The following is a 14,420-nucleotide window of genomic DNA, read 5'->3' on the forward strand; positions in this document are numbered from 1 at the left end:
GCCCGACGAAGTCTATGCTATGGCGGAAATGACGGAGCAGTTGGCGGCGTAGAAACAACCCGATCCACCTTAGCCAAGCCGCCCGCCAAACTGTCTCAGCAGGCGGGTCCACCTCACTTTCCGCTGGAGATGGCCAAGCGCCCCAAGGCGGAGATCGAGCGCAAAGTGGCGGAGGCGGCAAAAATCCTGCACCTCGAAGCCTATTTGAACCGCAAGCCGCGCGAACTCTCCGGGGCAGCGCCAGCGCGTCGCCATCGGCCGCGCCATCGTGCGCCAGCCCGATATATTCCTGTTCGACGAACCGCTGTCGAACCTCGATGCCGAACTGCGCGTGCAGATGCGCATAGAAATCGCGCGCCTGCATCAGCAACTCGGCACGACGATGATCTATGTGACGCACGACTAGGTCGAAGCCAGGCCAGGTGACGCTCGTCGAATGCCTCGGAAACGTCACCTATTTTCATGCGGTGCTCGCCGACGGTTCGATGATAACCGTCCAAAGCCAAGGGAACGCCAGACCTGCGGTCGGCGAAACGAGCATCATCGGCCTGAATGCCGCCCGCGTATTCTTGTTTGACGCAGCCGGCATGCGGCTATGAAGACACAATCAAATTTCGGGCCTGCTCTTCCAATGTTTGCGGCGACTTGCGTTTCGTAATTTCGGGAAAGCCAATGGTTGGCTTGCCGGTGTGCTGCTTCCTATTGGTGAATACAACCGGCTTCCCAAGCTGAACGCGCGGGTTCTTTTCCCGCTGGCGTGTCGTCCCCTCGAATGTCGAGCGAAGGCTTTATCGCTTGTTAACCATACTGGCCTGATAGTGCGGCTACGCACTTTTGGAACGGCACGATGTCTGCGCCGTCAAGACACAGGTAGTCGACATGACTTTCGCAACACGCATGACAACGCTGGCTGTCGCGCTGGTGATGAGCGCCCCCGTTCTTGCCGCCGACCTCTATGTCGAGGAAGCACCGCCGCCGGTCGTCCAGCCTGCCCCCTATTCGGGATGGTACATACGGGGCGACGTCGGCTACGTGTTCAAGTCGCGCAACGAGGGAGACTGGGATTTCTACAACCAGTTTCCGGGCGTGGAAGGGATCGATGGCACCTTCCGCTACGACCATCTCGATTTCGGCGGCGCTGCAAGCCTCGGCGGCGGTGTTGGCTACCGCTTCAACGATTATCTCCGCGCCGACGCAACGCTCGACTTTTTCCACGCCAAGATTTCGGGCGGCACGGATTGCCCCTACATGATCAAGACGGACCCGCAGCATGCGTTGCCGATGGGCGCCGATTGCCATTATGAAAACCAGGCTTCCGCCAATGTGTGGGCGCCGATGCTCAACGCCTATGTCGATCTGCCGGCGTGGGGAGCGATCACGCCCTATGTGGGCCTCGGCATCGGCGCGGCCTTCGTGGACTATGGCAAGCTTAGCGTGCAGGAAGTCTGCGCGCTCTGCCAGCCGGGCTACACGCCCTACACGGCAACCAATGAGGGGCTGAGCAGTTGGCGGCTTGCCGGCTCGGCCATGGCCGGCCTGTCTTATCGTCTTTCCGACCATTTCCTGCTCGACGCCGGCTACAAATATACGCGGGTCGGAAGCGGCAAGGCATTCGCCTATGACGCCGCAGACAAGGCGTTCGGAGCCAAGGGCGAGCAGATCCGCGACAACGGCTTCGACTTCCATGCCCTGCGCCTCGGCGTCCGCTACGAACTCAACTAAGTCGGAAGCGGGCAGCTACCCCACCTGGCGCAAGATGGAATCATACAGCATCTTGGCCGCAGGCGAGAGTACGCGGTTGCGGACCGTAATCAGGCTGTAGGGCCGGACCTCGATGTCGAATTCCGTCGGGATGATGTCGATCGCGCCGGCCAGTCCTTCGGGACTCTGGATGAACTTCGCCACCTGAATGGACACCGGTGCAATGGCGTCGGACTGCGCCACCATGACCAGCGTCAGCAACAGCGAGCTTGTGTTCAAAATCCGTTCCGGCAAGGCGATGTTGCGGTTGAGGAAATTCGCCTCCATCGCCTGGCGCAGCGGCGATCCACCCGACTGGAAGACCCAATCGTAAGCGCCGGTCTGTTCAAGCCGCACGGCCGCGCCCCGGCTTGTGAGGGGATGGCCGCGCCGGACGATCAGGCAGGCCTTCTCGATGCCGATCACGCGCGATTCGAACAGGCGCGGATTGAGATCGTCGGGAATGCGGGCGATGATGAAATCGTGGCGGCTGGCGACCAGTTCGCGCGCCAGCACGTTGGATGTCTCGACCTGCATGGTGATTTCGATGCGCGGATAGAGGCGGCGGATTTCCCGGATCGCCGGCACGGCCAGTTCGATTGCCGGGGCCGTCACCGCGCCCAGGAACACCGAACCGCCCTTGCCCGCCTTGAGTTCTGAAATATCGCGGCCCGCCTCGCGCATTTCGAGCAGGATCGAGCGCGCCCGCCGCGCCAGCGCCTTGCCATAGGGCGTCAGCGCGACGCCGCGCGGCAGCCGTTCGGCCAGCTTCACGTCGAGGATGGCTTCCATTTCCGCAATGATGCGCGACGCCGCCGGCTGCGAGATGTTCATCACCTGGGCAGCCGCGCTGACGCGGCCATGGTCGTCCAGCGCCACGATCATGCGCATGTGGCGCAGGCTCAGGCCGCTGCGCAGCAGGGTTTCGCCACCGCCCGAAAATCTGTCGAGCTTGGCGGTAGCCCCATCCTGGTTTCGAAAAGCAGCCATACCGATCTCCCCTCCAAACGTCAGTGGTAAGCCTGTATCCCCGGCCTATCCATATCATTTCCGATATACCAATCATCGTAGATCGCATTTGACAGTTATGGCAATGCAACACAAATTTCGCGTGCCTTGCGCAGCACCGGTCGATGGCGAAGACTATCGCATCGATTGAAATTACTGACGCACGGCCGGGAGGATACCGAATATCGACACAATGGCGGGGCGCGTCGGCGCGCTGCCTGAATTGCGCAGCCGTCAGGCGCGTCGCCTCGCGCAACAACCAGGGAGACAGTGAACGTGAAAATCATCCGGACGTTAATCGCCGCATTGACGGTAGGCCTCGCGGCCACGACCTATTCGGTACAGGCACAAGCCCAGGACAAGGGTACCGTGGGCATCGCCATGCCGACCAAGTCTTCGTTGCGCTGGATCAGTGACGGCAACGAACTGGTCAAGGCGCTGGAAGCGAAGGGTTACAAGACCGATCTCCAGTTTGCCGAAGACGACATCCCCAACCAGCTCGCCCAGATCGAGAACATGGTGACCAAGGATGCCAAGGTGCTGATCATCGCTTCGATCGACGGCACCACCCTGTCGGCCGTGCTGCAGCAGGCGCACGACAAGGGCGTCAAGGTCATCGCCTATGACCGCCTCATCCGCGACAGCCCGAATGTCGACTACTACACCACTTTCGACAATTTCCAGGTCGGCGTGCTGCAGGCCAATTCGATCCTCAAGGGTCTTGGCTACCCGGAAAAGAAGGGGCCGTTCAACCTCGAACTGTTCGGCGGCTCGCCGGACGACAACAACGCCTTCTTCTTCTACGACGGCGCGATGAGCGTCTTCCAGCCACTGATCGACAAGGGCGATTTCGTCGTCAAGTCGGGCCAGATGGGCATGGACAAGGTCGGCACGCTGCGCTGGGACGGCGCGGTTGCGCAGGCGCGCATGGACAATCTGCTTTCGGCCAACTACTCGGACGGCAGCCGCGTCGATGCGGTTCTGGCGCCCTATGACGGCCTGTCGCGCGGCATCATCTCGTCGCTGCGCGGCGTCGGTTACGGCACCGCCGACCAGCCATGGCCGATCATTTCCGGCCAGGACGCGGAAGTCCCCTCGATCAAGGCGATCATAGCGGGCGAACAGTATTCGACCGTCTACAAGGACACCCGCGAGCTTGCCAAGGTGACGGCCGGCCTCGTCGACGAAGTCATGCAGGGCAAGGAGCCTTCGCAGGTCAACGACACCAAGACCTACAACAACGGCGTCAAGGTGGTGCCGTCGGTGCTTCTGACCCCGTATGAAGTCGACAAGTCCAACTACAAGGAAAAAGTGGTCGACTCGGGCTACGTCAAGGCCGAAGACCTGCAGTAAGCAACCCTCTGGAGGGGTTTCGCCCTTGGCGGAACCCCTTTCAATCCCGCTTCCCTTCTGTATCATCTGCCGAGTTCGATCCGGCCGGTTTCGCGCACCATTTGGGTGAAGTCGGGACGCTCTGGCAAAAATGGGTTTCCGCAATGGAAAAGACCATTCTGGAGATGCGCGGCATCACCAAGACCTTTCCCGGCGTCAAGGCTCTTCAGGACGTCAACCTGGATGTCCGGGAGGGTGAGATACACGCCATCGTCGGCGAGAACGGCGCCGGCAAATCCACGCTGATGAAGGTGCTCTCGGGCGTCTATCCGCACGGCGCCTATTCCGGCGACATTCGCTTTCTCGGCCAGGAATGCCGGTTCGGCGGCATCCATGACAGCGAGAAGGTCGGCATCGTCATCATCCACCAGGAACTGGCGCTGGTGCCGTTGCTGTCGATTGCCGAAAACATCTTCCTCGGCAACGAGCAGGCGCATAACGGCATAATCGACTGGAACCTGGTGCGCTCGCGTGCATCCAAGCTTCTCGCCCGCGTCGGCCTCAAGGAAGACCCCGACACGCTCATCACCAATATCGGCGTCGGCAAGCAGCAACTGGTCGAGATCGCCAAGGCGCTGTCGAAAGAGGTCAAGCTCTTGATCCTCGACGAGCCGACCGCCTCCTTGAGCGAAAAGGACAGCGACGCGCTGTTGTCGCTGCTGGTCGACTTCAAGCAGAAGGGCATCGCCTCGATCCTGATTTCCCACAAGCTGAACGAGATCGACAAGGTCGCCGACCGCATCACCATCCTGCGCGACGGCAAGACCATCGAGACGCTCGATCCGCACGACATCAGCGAAGCGCGTATCATTACCTCGATGGTCGGCCGCTCGCTCGACGACCGTTTTCCGGCGCGTACGCCAAACATCGGCGAGACCATCTTCGAGGTGAAGAACTGGGTCGTCCATCATCCGCAACATTGCGACCGCCAGGTGGTGAAGGGCGTCAACCTTTCCGTTCGCAAGGGCGAAGTCGTCGGCATCGCCGGCCTGATGGGGGCCGGCCGCACCGAATTCGCCATGAGCGTCTTCGGCAGGAGCTACGGCCAGGGCATCAGCGGCGACGTGTTCCTGCACGGCAAGAAAATCGATACGTCGAGCGTCGACCGCGCCGTTGCCCACGGCATCGCCTATGCGACCGAGGACCGCAAGACTTTCGGCCTCAACCTCATCGACCATATCAAGCACAACATCACCATCGCCAATTTGAAAGCCGTATCCTCTGCCGGCGTGCTTGACGAAATGCGCGAACTCAACGCCGCCAACGACTATCGCAAGAAGACCAATATCCGCTCGTCCAGCGTCTACCAGATCACCGGCAACCTTTCCGGCGGCAACCAGCAGAAGGTGGTGCTGTCGAAGTGGCTGTTTTCCAGCCCCGACATGCTGATCCTCGACGAGCCGACGCGCGGCATCGATGTCGGCGCGAAATACGAGATCTACACCATCATCAACCGGCTGGCGGACGAGGGCAAAGGCGTCCTCGTCATCTCGTCCGAAATGCCCGAACTGCTCGGCATCTGCGACCGCATCTACGTCATGAACGAGGGCCGCATCGTCGGCGAGATGGCGGCCAAGGAAGCGTCGCAGGAAAAGATCATGCGGGCAATCGTCCACGCGGAAGCAAAGGCAGCATCATGAGCACCGACACCCTTCCGAACGCCGAACGCAATGCGCGCGCTTCCGCCATGAGCGCGCTCAAGGAAAATCTGCGCGACTATGGGCTGGTGATCGCGCTTATCCTGATCATGCTGTTCTTCCAGTATTTCACCAATGGCGTCTTGTTCAAGCCGGTGAACCTCACCAACATCGTGCTGCAGAACAGCTACATCATCATCATGGCGCTCGGCATGCTTCTGGTCATCGTCGCCGGGCATATCGACCTTTCGGTCGGTTCGGTGTCCGGCTTCGTCGGCGCCATCGCTGCCGTCTTGATGGTGCAATACCACATGAACCCGTTCCTGGCCGGGCTGATCTGCCTGATCGCCGGCGGCGTCATCGGCGCCAGCCAGGGCTACTGGATCGCCTATCTGAAGATACCCTCCTTCATCGTCACGCTGGCCGGCATGCTGGTGTTCAAGGGGCTGGCGCTGTGGCTTCTGGGCGGCATGTCGGTCGGGCCGTTCCCGCGCGAATTCCAGTTGCTTTCAGCCGGCTTCATCCCGGACGTCATCGGCCCAATCACGCTCGGCGCCACCAAGCTGCATGCAACGACGCTGGTGATCGGCATCGCGATCGTCGCCGCCATGCTCAATTTCGCGCTGAAGAGCCGACGCAACCGCGAGAGCCATGGCTACGAGGCCGAGCCGTTCGCTCTGTTCGTTGTCAAGAACGTCATCCTCTCGGGGGTGATCCTGTTCCTCACCACCATGATGGCGTCTTATCGCGGCCTGCCCAACGTGCTGATCGTCATGGGCATCCTGATCGCGCTGTTCGTGTTCCTGACCAAGCGCATGACCATCGGCCGGCGCATCTACGCCATGGGCGGCAACGTCAAGGCGGCCGCCCTGTCCGGCATCAAGACCGAGCGGCTGACCTTCTACGTGTTCATCATCATGGGCGTGCTGTCGGCCCTTGCCGGCCTGATCTTCGCCGCGCGCCTCAATACGGCGACGCCGAAGGCCGGCCTCGGCTTCGAACTCGACGTGATCGCGGCCGTGTTCATCGGCGGCGCCTCGATGGCCGGCGGCGCCGGTCAGGTCGCGGGCGCTGTCATCGGTGCGTTCATCATGGGCGTGATGAACAACGGCATGTCGATCATGGGCGTCAACATCGACTGGCAACAGGTCATCAAGGGGCTGGTGCTGCTCGGTGCGGTCGTCTTCGACGTCTACAACAAGAACAAGAACTGAGCCGGGAGCCACCGGACCCATAACCCCGAACGGAGCAAGGGCGCTCCACATGAACAGCCGGTCATGGCGCGAGCTTCGCGCGCCGTGCAGGGCAACGATTGCCGCGCGACCTGCGACTATGGAGAGAAAGAGCTGCCATGCTGATTTCCCAAATCCTCGACGAGAGTGAAACGATCCGGGTAGCCGCGCGCGAAGGCGGCAAGGCGCGCATCGTCAACGGCGCGCGCAGCGTCTATTCGCTGGCGCTGGAAGCGGCGCGCACAGGCCTTGGCCTTGCGGCGCTGATAGAGCGCAAGGGCCTGGGCGAGACCGTCGACCTCGAAAGCGCGTACAAGAAGGGCCGGGTGCTCTCGCCGATCAACCATCCGGACCCGGCACACCTGCACCTCACCGGCACCGGGCTGACCCACCTTGGATCGGCGGCGACGCGCGACAGCATGCACAAGAAGCTCAGCGCGGAGGGCGAGGAGCAACTGACGGATTCCATGAAGATGTTCCGCATGGGGCTCGAAGGCGGCAAGCCTCAGGGCGGAATACCCGGCGTGCAGCCGGAGTGGTTCTACAAGGGCAACGGCACCATGGCGGTGGCGCCGGGCGCGCCGCTGGTCTCGCCGGCCTTTGCCGCCGACGCCGGCGAAGAACCCGAGATTGCCGGCATCTACATCATCGGCGACGACGGCCAACCCTTCCGCGTCGGCTTCACGCTCTCCAACGAATTTTCCGATCACGTCACCGAACGGGTGAACTACCTTTACCTGGCCCATTCCAAGCTGCGCAACGCGTCCTTCGGGCCGGAAATCCTTGTCGGCAACCTGCCTGCCGACATTCGCGGTTCATCGCGCATTATCCGCGACGGCGAGGTGTTTTGGGAAAAGCCCTTCCTGTCGGGCGAGACGAACATGTCCCACTCGATCGCCAATCTCGAATACCATCACTTCAAATATTCGGCCTTCCGCCAGCCGGGCGACGTGCATGTGCATATGTTCGGCACCGCAACGCTGTCCTTCGCCGACGGCATCACCACCAGAGCCGACGACATGTTCGAGATCGAGGCAAAGGCGTTCGGCCTGCCGCTGCGCAATTCGATCGAGATCGAGGCGCCGACGAATGTCGCAGTGAAGGTGCTTTAGCTGGCGGCCCGAAAGTGCTTTGACAGCTTCAGGCCCTGCGCCTGATAGTTGGAGCCTAGATCGGTGCCATAGAGCGCCTTCGGTCGGACCAGCATGTGCTCGTAGACCAGCCGGCCGACGATCTGGCCGTGGTCGAGGATGAACGGCACTTCGTGGCTGCGCACTTCCAGCACGGCGCGGCTGCCGGTGCCGCCGGCGGCCGAATGGCCGAAACCGGGATCGAAGAAGCCGGCATAGTGGACGCGAAATTCGCCGACCAGCGGATCGAAAGGCGTCATCTCGGCGGCGTAGAGCGGCGGCACATGCACTGCTTCGCGGCTGACGAGAATGTAGAATTCGTCGGGGTCGAGCACCAGTTCGCCATCGCGGCGCTTGTAGAGCGGCTCCCAGAAATCGACGACGTCGTGGGCCGCGCGCTTGTCGACGTCGACAAGGCCGGTGTAGTGCTTGCCGCGATAGCCGACCAGCCCGTTCTCGTCGCCGGCTAGATCGATAGACAGCGCGATGCCGCCGCCCGAAATGTTCGGCGGCTCGGTGGCGACCAGCATTTCAGTGCGGTGCAGTTCATTCAACTCGGCTTCCGACAGCAGCGCGTTACCGGTGCGAAACCGGATTTGCGACAGCCGCGAACCGGCGCGGGCGACGATGGGAAACGTGCGCGGGCTGACTTCCAGATAGAGCGGGCCATGATAGCCGGCGGCTATCTTGTCGAACTCGTGGCCGTGGTCGGTCATGACGCGGGTGAAGATGTCGAGGCGGCCAGTCGAGCTTTTCGGATTGGCCGAAGCGGAAATCTCCGCCGGCAGCGCCAGGCTTTCCATCAGCGGCACGATATAGACGCAGCCGGTTTCCAGCACCGATCCCTCGCTCAGATTGATCTCGTGCAGCTTGAGCCGGTCGAGCTTGTCGGCGACGGTATGATTAGGGCCGGGCAGGAAGGAGGCACGCACGCGCCAGGCTTTTTTGCCCAGCCGCAAGTCGAGGCTTGCCGGCTGAATCTGGTCGCCGTCAAGCGGACGCTCGCTCTTAAGCGCGCCCGATTGAAACAGCGCCGCAATGTCTTGGTCGGGAAGAATGCCTGTCTTGCGCAAAGGTCCACTCCGCAGTCTGGCCCAGATGTCATAGTTCCCCCAAATTTCTTAATAAGCGGGGCGGTTGACGCAAGCAAAAGCGAGGAATAAAGGGCGTTATCCCGTGGTGATTTGGCCGGTCGGCTTGCAGCCACGTTAAACAAGTCGCTAAGGGACCGTCGGCCGCGAGGCAGCATGGACCGGTGGCGATTTCCGCGACCGGTTTTTTTGTTTTTAAGGCACGCCCATGACCATCGAAAATAAGCGTAACTGGAAGCCGGCCACCCAACTCGTGCATTCGGGCACGCTTCGCTCGCAGTTCGGCGAAATGTCCGAAGCGATTTTCCTCACCCAAGGCTATGTCTATCCGACCGCCGAGGCCGCCGAAGCGCGCTTCAAGGGCGAGGAACCCGGCTTCATCTATTCGCGCTACGCCAACCCGACCGTGGATATGTTCGAAAAGCGCATGTGCGCGCTGGAAGGGGCCGAAGACGCCCGCGCCACCGCGTCCGGCATGGCAGCAGTTGCGGCAGCGGTCCTGTGCGGCCTGAATGCCGGCGATCACATTCTGGCGGCGCGCGCGGTCTTCGGCTCCTGCCGCTGGATCGTCGAAACGCTGGCGCCGAAATACGGCATCGAAGCGACACTGGTCGACGGCAAGGACATCGCCAACTGGGAACAGGCGGTTCGGCCCAACACGAAGCTGTTCTTCCTGGAAAGCCCGACCAACCCGACGCTGGAAGTCGTCGATATCGCAGCCGTCGCTTCGCTGGCGCGATCGATCGGCGCGCGGCTGGTGGTCGATAATGTGTTCGCTACGCCCTTGCAGCAGAAGCCGCTGGAACTTGGCGCGCATGTCGTCGTCTATTCGGCAACCAAGCACATTGACGGGCAAGGCCGCTGCCTTGGCGGCATCATCCTGTCCGACAAGGACTGGATCGACGAGAACCTGCACAATTATTTCCGCCATACCGGCCCGAGCCTGTCGCCGTTCAACGCATGGACGCTGCTGAAGGGGCTGGAGACGTTGCCGATCCGCGTCGCGCACCAGACGCAAAGCGCCGGCAGAATCGCGGATTTCCTCGCCGAGCGGCCGGAAATCGCGCGCGTCATCTATCCGGGGCGCGCCGACCATCCGCAGGCGGAGATCGTCAAGAAGCAGATGGCCGGCGGTTCGACGCTGATCTGCCTCGACATCAAGGGCGGCAAGCAGGCCGCCTTCGCCTTCCAGAACGCACTCGACATCGTGCTGATTTCCAACAATCTCGGCGACGCCAAAAGCCTGATTACGCATCCGGCAACGACGACGCACAAAAACCTGACCGACGAGGCGCGCGCCGAACTCGGCATCGGCGACGGCACGCTGCGGTTCTCCATCGGATTGGAAGACGTCGACGATCTGCTGGAGGACATCGACCAGGCGCTTGCCAGAGCATGACCCTGAAAAGCGGAAACCGGTTTTCGGACAAGATCATGCTCGAACAAGAAAACGGAAAACGATGATCGCTTTGGCGAAAAGAGCAAAGGTGTGAGCCGCCGAAACCTGTACAGCGCGACGACCCGTGGCATCGAGGTACAGGTCGAGCCGTTCTATCTGGAGGATCGTTCCGATCCCTCGGAGGGCCACTATGTCTGGGGTTATCGGGTTACCATCGACAACCAATCGGACAGCCCCGTGCAGTTGCTGTCGCGCTACTGGCGCATCACCGACGGCACGGGCCGGGTCGAGGAAGTAAGGGGCGAAGGCGTCGTCGGCGAACAGCCCGAATTGAACCCCGGCGACAGCTATCAATATTCGTCCGGCTGCCCGCTAGCCACCCCGTCCGGCATCATGGTCGGGCGCTATACGATGCACGACGGCAAAGGCGAGACGTTCGACATCGACATCCCCGCCTTCTCGCTCGACCTGCCGGACTCGAAAAGAACGGTGAACTGAGCTTCTCCCCCGGTGCCGGGGGAGAAGAGAATTTACTTCGCGTCGAATTCCGACGGATCGAATTCATACTCCGTCGAACAGAATTCGCACGCCACCTCGATCTTACCGTCGCGCGTGCTTTCCTTGATTTCCTCGGCGGAAAATCCCTGGAGGATGCCCTGGATCTTGTCCCTCGAGCAGGAGCACTGGTCGGCGACGCGGACGCCATCGAAGGCGCGCACGCCATGCTCGTGGAACAGGCGATAGAGCAATCGCTCCGTACCGACGGTCGGGTCGATCAGTTCGGTCGGCTCGACCGTCGCAAGCAGCGCCTGCACTTCCAGCCAGGCGTTATCCGCATGAACGGAGGTTTCATCGCCATCGCCACCGGGCAGGTCCGGTAGCCGCATCCGCTCCGTCGATTCCGGCAGGAACTGCACCAGCATGCCGCCCGCGCGCCACTGTTCGCGCGCGCCCGGCACCACCAGCTTCGCCACCGACAGTTTCAGGTCGGTCGGTATCTGTTCCGACTGGCGGAAATAGGTGCGCGCCGCCGCTTCCAGCGTCACGCCGTCGAGCGAGACGATGCCCTGATAGCGCTGCGTGTGCTCGCCCTGGTCGACAGTCAGCGCCAGAACGCCGTTGCCGAGCAGCGTCTGCTGCGAACTTTCGCCAACCGCCATCAACGCTTCCAGCCTATCCGCATCGTAGCGGGCATAGGCGCGCAGCGCATGCGGCGTGGAAAAATCCGCGACAAGCATGTCGACCGGCCCGTCGGTACGGGTCTGCAGGATGAACTTGCCCTGGAATTTCAACGATGTGCCGAGCAGGACGGCCAGCACGCAGGCCTCCGCCAAAAGGCGGGCAACCGGCTCGGGATAGTCGTGGCGCGAAAGGATTCCGTCGAGCATTTCGCCCAACTGCACGGCGCGGCCGCGCGCATCGAGCGAATCGACCTCGAACGGTACGACATGGTCGTCGCCGGCATAGCCGAATTCGCCGAGTTTGGGTCCGTGTTCAGTCACTTGAATGGCTTCCAGCATGGCACGTCTCCGGCCGCCAGCCCGGCTGTTCTTGCAACAGCACGGCTCCATCGGCCCATTTTTGCGGTGATGGGCCGCAGATAGGCACCGTGCGGCCGCGATTCAAGCGCGAAGGCACCACGCAAGCACGGCCTTTTGCGCGTGGAGGCGGTTTTCCGCCTCGTCGAACACTACCGATTGCGGGCCGTCCATGACCTCGTCGGTCACTTCCTCACCCCTATGCGCCGGCAGGCAGTGCATGAACAGCGCATCCGGATTGGCTTTCGCCATCAGCGCCGCATTGACCTGATAGGGCAGGAAGACGTTGTTGCCGCGCGCCCGATGCTCCTGGCCCATCGACACCCAGCTGTCGGTGACGACGCAGTCCGCCCCGTCGACCGCTTCCTCGGCCGAGCGGAAAAAGCGAACCACGCCGCCATTCGCTTGGGACCAGTCGACGAACTTCTGTTCCGGCTCGCTGCCATTGGGTACGGCGATGTTCAGGTTGAACCGCAGTCGGGCCGAAGCTTCCAGCAGCGAATGCAGCACATTATTACCGTCGCCGGTCCAGGCAAAGGTCTTGCCGGCAACCGGGCCGCGATGCTCCTCGAAAGTCAGCACGTCAGCCATGATCTGGCAGGGATGCGTATCGTCGGTCAGGCCGTTGATGACAGGAACGGTAGCGTTTTCGGTCAGTTCGACCATCCGGTCGTGCGACGTGGTGCGGATCATGATCGCATCGACATAACGCGACAGGACCTTGGCCGTGTCGGCGATGGTTTCGGAACGGCCAAGCTGCATTTCCGTACCCGTCAGCATGATCGTCTCGCCGCCGAGCTGGCGCATGCCGACGTCGAAGGAAACGCGCGTGCGCGTCGAAGGCTTGTCGAAGACCATCGCCAGCACCTTGCCCTCGAGCGGCTTCGACCGCTCGCCAGCCTTGAGACGGGTTTTGCGCGCAACCGCATCGTTCAACATGGCGCGCAGATCGCTTTCCGAAACGGTGGAAAGATCGGTAAAATGGCGAAGGGTCATCAAGGAATTCCGTTACTTGGCGGCGACGGCGGCGCGTTCGGCCATGCTGGCGGCGTGTTCGGCCATGCTCGCGGCGCCGGCGCGGATACGGGCCAGCGCCTCGTGGATTTCCGCATCGGTGACGGTGAGCGGCGGCAGCAGGCGGATGACGTTGTCGCCGGCCGGAACGGCCAGCAGATGCTGGCTGCGCAACGCCGTGTTCACGTCCTTGTTCGGCAGGACGCATTTCAGGCCGAGCATCAAGCCGGAACCCCGAATACCTTCGATGACGCTCGGGAATTCATCGGCCACGGCGGCCAGACCCTGCTTCATCAACAGCGCCTTGCGCTGCACTTCTTCGAGAAAGCCGTCTTCCAGCACCACGTCGAGCACGGCATTGCCGACGGCCATGGCCAACGGATTGCCGCCGAAAGTGGTGCCGTGGACGCCGGCGGTCATGCCGCTTGCGGCTTCCTCGGTGGCAAGGCAGGCACCCATGGGAAAGCCGCCGCCAATGCCCTTGGCGATAGCCATCAGGTCCGGGGTCACGCACGCCCATTCATGCGCGAACAGTTTGCCGGTGCGGCCGACGCCGCATTGCACTTCGTCGAAGATCAGCAACAGGCCGTGCTCGTCGCACAATTCGCGAAGCCGCTTCAATGTCGGCGTCGGAACGGCGCGAAGGCCGCCCTCGCCCTGCACCGGCTCGATCAGGATGGCGGCGGTCTCCGGCGTGATCGCCTTTACGACGGCCTCGATGTCGTCGAACGGAACCTGGTCGAAACCGTCGACCTTAGGCCCGTACCCTTCGAGGTATTTTTCCTGACCGCCGGCGGCGATGGTCGCCAGCGTGCGGCCATGGAAAGCGCCTTCGAAGGTGATGGTGCGGAAACGCTCCGGATGGCCCGACACGTAATGATAGCGGCGCGCCGTCTTGATCGCGCATTCAAGCGCCTCGGCGCCCGAATTGGTGAAAAACACCTTATCGGCAAAGGTCGCATCGACAAGCCGCTCGGCCAGACGGGTCTGTTCCGGAATTTCGTAAAGATTGGAGACATGCCACAGCTTGGCCGCCTGCGCGGTCAAGGCGGCGACCAGATGCGGATGGGCGTGTCCAAGCGAATTCACCGCGATGCCGGCGGCGAAATCGAGGTATCGCTCGCCATCCGTGGTGACCAGCCAGCACCCTTCACCATGGTCGAATGCCAAAGGCGCCCGAGCAAAGGTCTCGAAAATCGGCGAACCGCTCATTATATCCGTCTCCGGAACCGAAAAATC

At 62.0% G+C, this 14,420-nt stretch carries 13 protein-coding genes, 1 pseudogene and 1 riboswitch; of the genes and pseudogenes, 9 read left to right on the plus strand and 5 right to left on the minus strand.

All coding sequences use genetic code 11. The annotated features are described in order from the left end of the window. The 3 genes and pseudogenes from ACX3P1_RS16900 to ACX3P1_RS16910 all read left to right on the plus strand — a co-directional run. Positions 1-403, plus strand: a pseudogene (locus ACX3P1_RS16900) (ATP-binding cassette domain-containing protein); the annotation flags it as partial. A 19-nt stretch (positions 404-422) separates the two neighbouring features. After that, a complete protein-coding gene (locus ACX3P1_RS16905; RefSeq protein WP_459080764.1) occupies positions 423-599 on the plus strand; it encodes a TOBE domain-containing protein in 177 nt (58 codons plus the stop codon). A gap of 280 nt (positions 600-879) precedes the next feature. After that, complete coding sequence (locus ACX3P1_RS16910) at positions 880-1,722, plus strand: outer membrane protein (protein ID WP_459080765.1); 843 nt, start codon at positions 880-882, stop codon at positions 1,720-1,722. 15 nt (positions 1,723-1,737) lie between these two features. Here the strand turns inward: ACX3P1_RS16910 and ACX3P1_RS16915 are convergent, their stop codons facing one another. After that, complete coding sequence (locus ACX3P1_RS16915; protein WP_459080766.1) at positions 1,738-2,730, minus strand: LysR family transcriptional regulator; 993 nt, start codon at positions 2,728-2,730, stop codon at positions 1,738-1,740. Positions 2,731-3,024: 294 nt separating this feature from the next. Between ACX3P1_RS16915 and chvE the strand changes: the two genes are divergently transcribed. The 4 genes from chvE (at position 3,025) to araD1 (ending at position 8,121) form a co-directional block, all read left to right on the plus strand. Beyond that, positions 3,025-4,101, plus strand: a complete 1,077-nt coding sequence (gene chvE, locus ACX3P1_RS16920; protein ID WP_459080767.1) for a multiple monosaccharide ABC transporter substrate-binding protein — start codon at positions 3,025-3,027, stop codon at positions 4,099-4,101. 143 nt (positions 4,102-4,244) lie between these two features. Continuing rightward, positions 4,245-5,780, plus strand: a complete 1,536-nt coding sequence (gene mmsA, locus ACX3P1_RS16925) for a multiple monosaccharide ABC transporter ATP-binding protein (protein WP_459080768.1) — start codon at positions 4,245-4,247, stop codon at positions 5,778-5,780. After that, a complete protein-coding gene (gene mmsB / locus ACX3P1_RS16930) occupies positions 5,777-6,991 on the plus strand; it encodes a multiple monosaccharide ABC transporter permease (RefSeq protein ID WP_459080769.1) in 1,215 nt (404 codons plus the stop codon). Before mmsA ends, mmsB begins: the two co-directional genes overlap by 4 nt. Positions 6,992-7,128: 137 nt before the next feature. Then, entirely contained in the window at positions 7,129-8,121 is a 993-nt protein-coding gene (gene araD1, locus ACX3P1_RS16935; protein ID WP_459080770.1) for an AraD1 family protein, read from the plus strand. Here the strand turns inward: araD1 and ACX3P1_RS16940 are convergent. Next, positions 8,118-9,212, minus strand: coding sequence for a 2'-deoxycytidine 5'-triphosphate deaminase (locus ACX3P1_RS16940; RefSeq protein WP_459080771.1), 1,095 nt, complete (start codon positions 9,210-9,212; stop codon positions 8,118-8,120). The genes araD1 and ACX3P1_RS16940 overlap by 4 nt on opposite strands. Before the next feature lie 93 nt (positions 9,213-9,305). Then, a riboswitch (SAM riboswitch) is annotated at positions 9,306-9,383 on the plus strand. A gap of 55 nt (positions 9,384-9,438) precedes the next feature. On the opposite strand from ACX3P1_RS16940, the gene ACX3P1_RS16945 reads away from it, so the two are divergent. Further along, the gene (locus tag ACX3P1_RS16945) at positions 9,439-10,629 is read left to right on the plus strand and encodes an O-succinylhomoserine sulfhydrylase (protein WP_459080772.1); all 1,191 of its coding nucleotides are present in this window, start codon (positions 9,439-9,441) and stop codon (positions 10,627-10,629) included. Positions 10,630-10,734: 105 nt separating this feature from the next. Continuing rightward, positions 10,735-11,127: a Co2+/Mg2+ efflux protein ApaG gene (apaG, locus tag ACX3P1_RS16950; protein WP_459080853.1), complete on the plus strand. Its 393-nt coding sequence runs from the start codon at positions 10,735-10,737 to the stop codon at positions 11,125-11,127. Positions 11,128-11,159: 32 nt separating this feature from the next. Here apaG and ACX3P1_RS16955 read toward each other — a convergent pair whose 3' ends face one another. From ACX3P1_RS16955 to ACX3P1_RS16965, 3 genes are all read right to left on the minus strand, one after another. Beyond that, positions 11,160-12,149: an Hsp33 family molecular chaperone gene (locus tag ACX3P1_RS16955; protein WP_459080773.1), complete on the minus strand. Its 990-nt coding sequence runs from the start codon at positions 12,147-12,149 to the stop codon at positions 11,160-11,162. 102 nt (positions 12,150-12,251) lie between these two features. After that, a complete protein-coding gene (argF, locus tag ACX3P1_RS16960) occupies positions 12,252-13,163 on the minus strand; it encodes an ornithine carbamoyltransferase (protein WP_459080774.1) in 912 nt (303 codons plus the stop codon). Positions 13,164-13,175: 12 nt separating this feature from the next. Continuing rightward, positions 13,176-14,393 carry an acetylornithine transaminase gene (locus tag ACX3P1_RS16965; protein ID WP_459080775.1) on the minus strand — a complete coding sequence of 406 codons (1,218 nt, stop codon included), beginning with the start codon at positions 14,391-14,393 and terminating at the stop codon, positions 13,176-13,178. Positions 14,394-14,420: the final 27 nt, after the last annotated feature.

This window comes from Mesorhizobium sp. A623, assembly GCF_054489405.1.